Below are 3,453 nucleotides of genomic sequence, written 5' to 3'. Positions count from 1 at the left end.
AGTCAACCTGTCCCGTATTGCCCGAACTATGGGGCGCGGTACCGAGATCGACTCCGGGCGTAAACGTCTCAAGCGCTTCTTCTCCCGCAGTGGCATGGAGCTTGATGATATGGCGAGTACTCACTCTTCCTTTTATATCAAGATTCGTTACGAAATTGTCCCTCTACAGAGGCCATCATCACTGGTTCACATAGGCATACTTGCGCTTTCTATGTCTTCTTTTGTGGTTTTCCAAAGCTTGATCATTCTTGTAAACCTTCTCGCATGGCGGCGGCTGGCTATCCCCCCCGACTACTTCCAGTGCGCAAGTTGGTTGCTTGGTGTGGCTTTTTCTTTTGTGATTCGACAGGGCAACGGCAGTCTTACAGACCGTCCCGCATGGTCGCGGCTGGCCATCCACCCCGACCACTGTTACATCGCAGGTTTGTTGCCCTGAGTGGTCTCTTCTTTTGTGATCCGACAGGGCTTGGGCATTCTTGCAGATCTTCCTGCATGCTCGCAGTTGGCCATCTTCCGAGACTACTGGTAAGTTACAGGTCTTTTGCCCGGTGTGGTATTTGCTTTTGTGAGACGATAGAGATAAATCATTCTTACAGACTCTTCCGCATGGAAGTGGTTTGCCATCCTCCCCGATCACTGTCAAGCCACAGGTTTTTTGCGTGCTGTGGTCTCTTCTTTTGTGATCTGACAGGGCTTGATTATTCTTGCAGATCTTCCCGCATGCTCGCAGCTGGCCATCCTCTGAGACCACCGTTACGTCACAGATTTTTTGCCCGGTGTGGTATCTGCTTCTATGAGTCGACAGGGATAAAGCATTCTTGCAGACTGTTTCGCATGAACGTGGTTTGCCATCTTCCCCGATCACTATCAAGTCACAGGCTTTTTGCGCGCTGTGGTCTTTTCTTTTGTGATCTGACAGGCTTTCGGCACTCTTGCAGACCATTCTGCAAGGTATCTGCTGGCCATCCTCCCCAATCACAGTCTCGTCACAGATCCGTTGTACGGCGTGGCTTCTTCTTCTGTGATCCGACAGGACTTTAGCATTTTTACAAAGCGTCCCGCAGTAATGCGGTTGGCTATCTTCTCTGGTTACTATCTCGTTACAGATTTTTTGCCCGGTATGATATCTGCTTCTGTGAGCCGAGAGGGCTTTGGTACTCTTGCACATTTTTCCGCATCGACGCGTCCGGTTATCCTCTCCGACAATGATCACGTCACAGCTTAGTTGCCCGGTAGTGCCGGTTTTACAGGTTGCCCCTGTACTCACTGAATCTGAGGAAGTCTTGTCTGAGAAGATCCCGTCTATAGAGTTGCTGTTAGTGACTGTGTTGCCAACAATGCCATGCGACTGTCGTTGTAATGGTTGGTCAGAAACGCATTGAATTTCAATGTCAAAGAGATAATCCAACATATCGAAAGGTGGACTTTGTTGAGGGCCTTCAGTGTCTGAAGGATTCAAATTAGCAGTGCAACCAAGGCAGAGTCCATGCGCCAAATGGTGGCATGAGCTTTCTGAGGAATTCAGTGACCATTCAGTGGGTTCTCTGCTGTCGGTTGATGATCTGAAACTACAAACGCCATTACAGGGAAAAACGAAACAATTTAAACCTAAATTATGTGTGTGTGTTTGGGGGCCTCCGTTACCGCCGGCAGAGCCAGAACGCAGGAGGCTAGTGAAAGAACTTGCAGGGTGAGTTGTTGCACGTGGGGTATTTTGCCCCGATGATTCTGATGACGAGTTTGGTTGTTGGTTATGTCCGGAGTCCAACATCATTGTGAAGGTAACAAATGGATAATCCCACTGTGTCAGCATAGATGTAGTCTTTTGTTCTTCAATCGGTTTAAACAGGGGGGGATTGTGGTTCCAATAGCTTTTTAAAAGCCAGGCGACAGCAACAACTGCAACTACTTCCCTGGGTAGCCATGAATAAGGGGCGGGGCTCAAAGAGCCGTCTTGGGGGATCAGGATCCGTTCGTAACCCACGAGCAGGCGAGAGGCGAAGAGCCATTGCCACGAAATCCACTCAATAAGGGTCGTTCTTTCTCGATAACTATCCGGGTTGTGTTGTTTGTCATCAGGCGGTGAATATGATCCTGCATGGTCGTATGTGTCGGCAACGTCTGACGGGTTATACGGCAAGGTATGCAGGCCAAGCTTCTTAAAAAAGCTCTGGTTTGGAAAAACTGCTCTCTTTTCAGGCTCGACAATAAATCGTCCTGTCAACGGTTTGGCCTGGCAGATGACAGGCAGCGACATTAGCAACAACAGCAGTGCTACAAAGAGTGAGTGTTTAAAAATTCTATCCATCTAAGGCTTACGTTTGCGATGTAATCTTTTGTGATCTGACAGGACTCTGGAATTCTTGAAGACCGTCCCGCATGGCTGCAGCTGACCATCCTCTCCGACCACGGTCATGTTACAGGTTTGTTGCCGGGTATGTTTTCTTCTTTTGTGAGCCGACAGGGCTCTGGCATTTTTACAGACCGTCTCGCATGGCCGCGAATTGCCATCCTCACCGACCAAAGTCACGTCACAGGTTTTTTGCCCGGTGTGGCCTTTACTTTTGTGATCCGATAGGGCTTTAGCATTCTTATAGACCATCCCGCATGGTCGCTTCTGGCCATCTCCTCCGACTAGTGTTACATCGCAGGTTTTTTGCCCCGTGTGGTCTATCCTTTTGTGATCTGTCAGGACTTTGGCATTCTTGCACACCATCCCGCAGGGTCGCTGCTGGCCATCCTCTCCGACCACTGTGACAGCACAGGTTTTTTGTCCTGAGTGGCTTCCTCTTTTGTGATCCGACAGAGCTTGAGCATTCTTGCAGATCTTCCCGCAAACTCGCAGCCGGCCATCCTCTGAGACCACTGTTTCGACGCAGGCTCTCTGTCCGCTGTGATATCTGGCTCTGTGAGCTGATAGAGATAAAGCATTCTTGCAAACTGTCGTGCATGGACGTGATTGGCCGTCGTCCCCGATTACTGTCAAGTGACAGGCTTGTTGCATGCTGTGGTCTTTTCTTTTGTGATTTGAAAGGCTTCTGGCATTTTTAAAGACTTTTTCGCATGGACGTGATTGGCCGTCTTCCCCGATCACTGTCAAGTCACAGGTTTTTTGACCGGTGTGATATTTGCTTCTGTGATCTGAAAGACTTTTAGCATTTTTGCAGACCTCCCCGCATGGTCGCTGCTGGCCATCTCCCCCGATTACTGTCTCGTCACAGATTCTTTGCCCGGTGTGATATCTGCTTTTGTGAACCGACAGGGCTTTGGCACTCTTGGAGATAATCCCGCATAGACGTGGCTGACCATCCCTACCGATCACTGTAAAGTCACAGGTTAGTCGCTGCTCGTTAAGATAAGTTTTGAAGGTGGCCACTGCATTCATTGAGCCATGGGATTCCTCATCTGAAGAGTCATTGTCTGTAGAGTCTTCGTCTGAGGAGTCTTCGTCTG

Annotated in this window: 2 protein-coding genes; both read right to left on the bottom strand. The window is 49.3% G+C overall.

Translation table 11 applies throughout. From position 1 onward, the window contains the following. Positions 1–178: 178 nt before the first annotated feature. Positions 179–2,308 carry a hypothetical protein gene (locus KDK18_RS08875; RefSeq protein ID WP_257254544.1) on the bottom strand — a complete coding sequence of 710 codons (2,130 nt, stop codon included), beginning with the start codon at positions 2,306–2,308 and terminating at the stop codon, positions 179–181. Then, a partial coding sequence (locus KDK18_RS08870) for a hypothetical protein (protein ID WP_257254543.1) occupies positions 2,309–3,453 on the bottom strand: 1,145 nt, incomplete at its 5' end.

This window comes from Endozoicomonas sp. SESOKO3 (assembly GCF_024606255.1).
This window is presented reverse-complemented; position numbering and strand designations above follow the sequence as displayed.